The sequence below is a fragment of the Burkholderia sp. Ac-20392 genome (genome assembly GCF_017104585.1).
Taxonomy (GTDB): domain Bacteria; phylum Pseudomonadota; class Gammaproteobacteria; order Burkholderiales; family Burkholderiaceae; genus Burkholderia; species Burkholderia lata.
On record NZ_JAAGPB010000482.1, the window covers coordinates 1 to 6,203 of the forward strand.

The 6,203-nt window shown below is 69.5% G+C and carries 6 protein-coding genes and 1 pseudogene; 3 read left to right on the top strand and 4 right to left on the bottom strand.

The genetic code is table 11. From position 1 onward, the window contains the following. A partial coding sequence (locus tag G3N99_RS32595) for a glutamate--tRNA ligase family protein (protein ID WP_241011969.1) occupies positions 1-551 on the top strand: 551 nt, incomplete at its 5' end. Positions 552-737: 186 nt separating this feature from the next. Here G3N99_RS32595 and G3N99_RS32600 read toward each other — a convergent pair. From G3N99_RS32600 to purT, 4 genes are all read right to left on the bottom strand, one after another. After that, the gene (locus G3N99_RS32600) at positions 738-2,333 is read right to left on the bottom strand and encodes a DEAD/DEAH box helicase (protein WP_206124430.1); all 1,596 of its coding nucleotides are present in this window, start codon (positions 2,331-2,333) and stop codon (positions 738-740) included. 394 nt (positions 2,334-2,727) lie between these two features. After that, positions 2,728-3,108, bottom strand: coding sequence for an MliC family protein (locus G3N99_RS32605; RefSeq protein ID WP_069257242.1), 381 nt, complete (start codon positions 3,106-3,108; stop codon positions 2,728-2,730). Between the two features lie 81 nt (positions 3,109-3,189). After that, positions 3,190-3,375, bottom strand: coding sequence for a DUF6726 family protein (locus G3N99_RS32610; protein ID WP_011352780.1), 186 nt, complete (start codon positions 3,373-3,375; stop codon positions 3,190-3,192). A gap of 18 nt (positions 3,376-3,393) precedes the next feature. Then, a complete protein-coding gene (gene purT, locus G3N99_RS32615; RefSeq protein ID WP_206124431.1) occupies positions 3,394-4,608 on the bottom strand; it encodes a formate-dependent phosphoribosylglycinamide formyltransferase in 1,215 nt (404 codons plus the stop codon). Positions 4,609-4,821: 213 nt separating this feature from the next. On the opposite strand from purT, the gene G3N99_RS32620 reads away from it, so the two are divergent. Further along, on the top strand, positions 4,822-5,367 hold the full coding sequence (locus tag G3N99_RS32620) for an META domain-containing protein (RefSeq protein ID WP_174947425.1): 546 nt from the start codon (positions 4,822-4,824) through the stop codon (positions 5,365-5,367). Positions 5,368-5,544: 177 nt separating this feature from the next. Beyond that, positions 5,545-6,203: pseudogene (locus G3N99_RS32625) on the top strand (DNA translocase FtsK); the annotation flags it as partial.

Consider the following 6,203-nt stretch of genomic DNA (forward strand, 5'->3'; position numbering starts at 1 on the left):
TGCGCCACACGACGCTCGCCTACCCGGGCACCTGCCGCACCGGCCTGCACGGCAAGCCCGCGCGCGCGTGGCGGCTGCGCGTGCCGGACGGCGACGACGCGATCGTCACGTTCGACGATCGCTGGCAGCACACGCAATCGCAGAACCTCGCGACCGAAGTCGGCGATTTCGTGCTGAAGCGCGCGGACGGCCAATGGGCCTATCAGCTCGCGGTCGTGGTCGACGATGCCGAGGCGCACATCACGCACGTCGTGCGCGGCGCCGACCTGCTCGACTCGACCGCGCGCCAGATTTACCTGCAGCACTGCCTCGGCGTGCCGACGCCGCAGTACCTGCACGTGCCCGTCGTCGTCGACGCGCACGGCGAAAAGCTCAGCAAGCAGACGGGCGCGACCGCGCTCGAACGTGACGATCCGCTGCCGGCGCTGCAGGCCGCAGCCGCGCATCTGGGCCTCGCGCCCGACGGTGCGCTCGCGGGCACGACGCTCGATTCGTTCTACGCCGCCGCCACGGCCGCGTGGGCGATGCGCTTCGGGCCGCAGGCCGGCTAACGCACGCAGCGCGCCGGTTTCTCGGCGACCGGGCGTGAGCCGGATGCCGACTGCATCGCCCGCTACCGGCGCCCCGCGGCCTCTCCCCCATCAAACCGCAGCCCCAATGAAAAACGGGCACATGCTCATCGCATGCACCCGCTTCTCCTGCGGCGCTCGCGCGCCGCACCGTCACATCCGCCAGGCTTACGCCGACGGCTTGCGCGGCATCCCGAACCCGCCGAGCAGTGCGGCGACCTGACGCTTCGGCCCCTTCTTCTCGGGCTGCTGCGCAGGCTGCGCGTCGTCCTGCTGCTTCGCCGGCGCCGACGGCTCGTACGGCTTCAGGAAGAAATCGTCGACCGGCGCTTCGTGGCGACGGTGATGACCGCGCTCCGAACCGCCCGTCCGGCGCCCCGCCGACGCACCACGATGCTCGTCGCGATCGCGACGACCGCCGCGTTCGCCACCACGCTCACCGCCCCGCTCACCACCGCGCTCGCTGTTGCGATCGCCGCCGCGGTCGTTGCCGCGGTCGTTGCCGCGCTCGTCGTGACGATGGCGTGCCGGTTTGTCGAGTGCGAGCGTCTGCATTTCGAGCGGACGCTTGATCAGCTTCTCGATATCGGCGAGCTGCTTGCGCTCGTTCGGGCTGCACAGCGACAGCGCGTCGCCCGTCGCACCCGCGCGGCCGGTACGGCCGATCCGGTGCACGTAGTCTTCCGCGCTGAACGGCAGGTCGAAGTTGATCACGGCCGGCAACTCGGCGATGTCGAGGCCGCGCGCGGCCACGTCGGTCGCGACCAGCGCCTCGATCTCGCCGCGCTTGAACGCGTCGAGTGCCTGCATCCGTTCGATCTGCGTCTTGTCGCCGTGGATCGCCGACGCGACCACGCCGTCGCGCTCGAGATTGCGCGCAAGCCGGCTTGCGCCGATCTTGCTGTTGCAGAACACGATCACCTGCTTGAGGCCGCGATCGCGCAGCAACTGCACGACGGCCGCCTGCTTGTCGCCTTCGGCGACGTCGTAGACGATCTGCGTGACGTTCGCGTTCGTCGAGTTGCTGCGCGCGACCTCGATCGTCTGCGGGTTGCGCAGGTAGGTCGACGCGAGCTTCTTGATTTCGCCCGAGAAGGTGGCGGAGAACAGCAGCGTCTGGCGCTCCTTCGGCAGCAGGTTCAGGATGCGCTGCAGGTCGGGCAGGAAGCCCATGTCGAGCATCCGGTCGGCTTCGTCGAGCACGAGGATCTGCACCTGGCCGAGATTCGCCGTCTTCTGCTGCACGTGGTCGAGCAGGCGGCCCGGCGTCGCGATCAGGACCTCGACGCCGCGGCGCAACTCTGCCGACTGCGGGTTCATGTCGACACCGCCGAACACGACCGCGCTGCGCAGCGGCGTGTGCTTCGCATACGCGTGCACGTTCGCGGCGACCTGGTCGGCGAGTTCGCGGGTCGGCGTGAGGATCAGCGCACGCACCGGGTGGCGAGCCGGAGACGCGCTCGTGTTGGCTTGCGGCAGCAGGCGCTGGATGATCGGCAGCGAGAAACTCGCGGTCTTGCCGGTACCCGTTTGCGCGGCGCCCATGACGTCGCGGCCGGCGAGCACGACCGGAATGGCCTGCGCCTGGATCGGCGTCGGCGTCGTATAGCCCTGCTCCGCAATGGCTTTCAGGATATCGGCGGCAAGGCCGAATTGATCGAAGGTTGCGTCGACGGGCTTGGCGACAGAATCGGACATGGTGGCGTTTCGCTCAAAAGGCGCGGCGGGGACATCGTGCGTCAGGCCAGCCGGGCCTGCGCTCATCACAATTCGGAAATAGACGGAGCCGCGGCGCGCCGCGCGGCGCCGCTCTGGCGCTTGGGACCGGTTCAATACGAACGCTGGACGCCAGGCCGTGCGGACTCCGTTCGGCGCGAATGCCGGCGGAAAGGGGCGTATTGTAGCACTGCGCGGCCATCTGTCCGTGACAACGCCGCGAACGGCCGCCATGGCGGTTGGCGCGGCAGGCCCGGGCAGGCCTGCGCGGCAGACGGATGGCCCGATCGGACTATCCCGATCGGCCAGTGGGCAATTTAAGGGGTCTGATCGTGGATCGTCTTATCCGATCACGCGCCGCCAGCCCGCGTGCCGGGCCGTCAGGCCCGGGAGCCGGCCGCCAGCGGGCACCGGCAGCACAATCCACGTTCCCGCCCGGCGCTCAGCCCTTCTTCTTTTTCTTCTCGACCTGGACGCAGTCGCCCAGCAGCGGCGGCGAGTTCTGGTCTGCGATCTCGTCGCGCAGCGTCGCTTCCTTGCCCTTCGTCCACCACGTATAGCGGCCGGCCTGGTAGCGCGCGCCCGACGCCGACACGGTGTCGACGAACAGCATCTGCTTGCCGTTGACTGGCACGAGCGCGAAGCTCTGGCCGTTGCCTGCGAGCCAGTACGACACGCGCACCGGCTGCTTCTGGTTCGCGCACTGGTAGACGGTGAACTGGCGGGAATCGGCGTCGATCTCTTCGACGGTCAGTTGCGCGGCATGCGCGACGGAAACGGCCGTGCCGGCAAGCGCGAGCGCGGCGAGGGTTTGGCGAATCATGCAGGTCCTCTCACGAGACGGGTGGAAACGCGCCCTCGCGGGGCGCGTGATTATTGTTGGCGATCGGGTCGGGTATCGTGATCAGGGATCGATGACGCCGGCACACGCGTCGGTCGGTGCGGCCGCGACATGGCCGACGAGCGGCACGATCTTGAGCCCGGCCGAGGCTACCCGGCACGGGGCGGCCGCGAGGCCGCAACCCGCGAGGTTCACTGCAAGCGCCAGCGCGGCGGCCAGCTTTCCGATACGCAGCCACTTCGGCGTCATCGTCGTCTCCTGTATACGTCAGCGTGCCGACACGGGCCGGACGGCCGCGGCCGCGCGCTTCGCGCGTTCGCGGGCTTCGTCGACGGTCGCGCCGGTCGCCAGCGCGACACCCATGCGCCGCTTCGCAAAACTTTCCGGCTTGCCGAACAGGCGCAGGTCGGCGCCCGGCACCGCGAGCGCTTCACGCACGCCTTCGAACGCGATCCCGCGCTCGTCGAGCCCGCCGTAGATCACGGCCGACGCGGCCGGCGTACCGAGCGCCGGATCGACCGGCAGCCCGAGAATCGCACGCGCGTGCAACTCGAATTCCGACTGGCGCTGCGACGCGAGCGTGACGAGGCCCGTATCGTGCGGCCGCGGGCTCACCTCGGAGAACCACACGTCGTCGCCGCGCACGAACAGCTCGACGCCGAACATGCCGCGCCCGCCGAGCGCCTCGGTGACCTTGTGCGCGATCTCGCGCGACTTCTCGAGCGCCACCGCGCTCATCGGCTGCGGCTGCCACGACTCGACGTAGTCGCCCGCGACCTGCACGTGGCCGACCGGCTCGCAGAAGTAGGTGCGCGTGGCGTCCGTCGCCGGATCGATCGCGCGCACGGTGAGCTGCGTGATCTCGTAGTCGAAATCGATGAAGCCCTCGACGATCACGCGGCCGTGGTTCACACGTCCGCCCGCCATCGCGTAGTCCCACGCCGGCTTCACGTCGGCCTCGGTCTTCATGACCGACTGGCCCTTGCCCGACGACGACATCACGGGCTTCACGACGCACGGCATGCCGATCTTCGCGACCGCCGCGCTGAACGCCTCGAACGAATCGGCGAACGCATATGGCGAGGTCGGCAGGCCGAGCTCCTCGGCCGCAAGCCGGCGGATCCCTTCGCGGTTCATCGTGAGCTGCGTCGCGCGCGCGGTCGGGATCACCTCGGCGAGGCCGGCCGCCTCGATCGCCGCGAGTGCGTCGGTCGCGATCGCCTCGATCTCGGGCACGATCAGGTGCGGGCGTTCGGCTTCGACGATCGCCCGCAGCGCGGCGGCGTCCGTCATGTCGATCACGTGCGCGCGATGCGCGACCTGGTGGCCCGGTGCGTCCGGATAGCGGTCGACCGCGACGACTTCGACGCCGAGCCGCTGCAACGCGATGATGACTTCCTTGCCGAGTTCGCCGGCGCCAAGCAGCATGACGCGCGTGGCCGAGGGTGAGAGCGGCGTACCGAGCCGCTGACCGATCTGCATGTGATTACCCGCTTCTGGTGGAGGACGAAAACGGCTCCGATGTTAACACGCGCCACGACACCGGTTTTGCGCGTTTCACCGTGCCGGCAACCGGCCGCGGGCCGCTCGCAAGCAGGCTGCGAACGTTTTCACGCGTGAAGTGTCGGCTCGCCTGCCGCGGGGCGGGTGCGTTACTCTTACGCCTTGATCAGAATCCGATGAGGAACGAGGCTCATGTCCCACCTGTCCGCCGCCGCACGCGCACGCACCGGCCTGCTTCGCCCGTTGCGCGCGCCGCTCTGCGCGTTGACGCTTGCCACGCTTCTCGCCGCCTGCGCGATGCCGACCCACCCCGATTCCGCCGCCCCCGCGCCCGACCCGTACAACCCGGCCGCCGTCCAGCTGCTCGACGACACGAACTGGGAACTCACCAGCTGGCTGAATGCCGACGGCACGCAGCGCGCGATCCCGCACGGCGACAACGGCGAGCCGATCAAGCTCGCGCTGTCGACCGACTCGGGCATCCGGCGCGCCAGCGGGTTCTCGGGCTGCAATCGCTACATGGGCACCTACGCGATCAAGAACGGCCTGTTGAGCTTCGGGCCGCTCGCCGGCACGCGGATGGCCTGCCCGAATACGCTCGGCGGCCAGCTCGAAACCGCGTACCTCGACGCACTCGCCCATGTCGACAAGACCGGCGTGCAGATGCGCGAGCCCCAGCAATTGCAGATCGTGACCACTTCCGGCGCAACGCTGACCTTCACGCACCGGAGCCCCTGATGCACGGCGCGCGCGAAGGCCGACCGACCGCCTTCGCGTGGCGCGCCACGCGCGTGTGCCAGGCACACGCGTCGCGCGGCGTGAATCGGATGCACGCCGCGTTAGAGTCTTGTTCGCCGGCCGGTTAAACTCGGCGGGTCGCGCCCCGCGCGCCCCTCCCCACTCCTGTTTCAAAGCATGCACACGGTTGTCTTCGGCTGGTTCGGCATCTCCGCCGTCTGGTTCCTCCTTCTCTTCTGGCGTCTCGTGCAGGCGATGCTGCCTGGCGGTGTCGGGCTTGCCGGCCGCGGCTCGATCCGTCTATGGCTCGGCTTCGCCGCGGTATTCGTGGCGAGCTGCACGTTGACGAGCCCGCTGTCGGGCCCCGACACGAACGCGCTCGGCCATGCGTTCTCGGCAGGCTTCGCCCACGTGCTCGGCCCGATCGGCACGCCGGTCGCGATGGTCGTGCTGTTCTTCGCCGGGTTGCCCTGGCTGACCGGCATCGGCTGGCGGCAGTTCGCCGCGTGGGTCGACACGTCGTTCGGCGTCAAGCTGGCGCGCGACGGCGGTGACGACGAAGCGCGCGGCATCGCCGACCTGCCGCGCAGCGCGTTGCATCGCGACGATGATGTCGTCCAGCCGACCACCGCACATACCGTCAATTCGATGGCGCCGCGCCAGAACGGCCGGTATTCGCGCCCGACGCTGTGGAAACCCGACCCACAGGCGCGACCGAAGCCGCGCAGCAGTACGCCGCCGCGTCCGCACGTGGAACCTGTTGCGCCGTCGGGCTGGTTGAAGCCGACCGCGCCCCAGCGCAGCATGCCGACCCCGCCCGCGCCGATCCCTCCGGC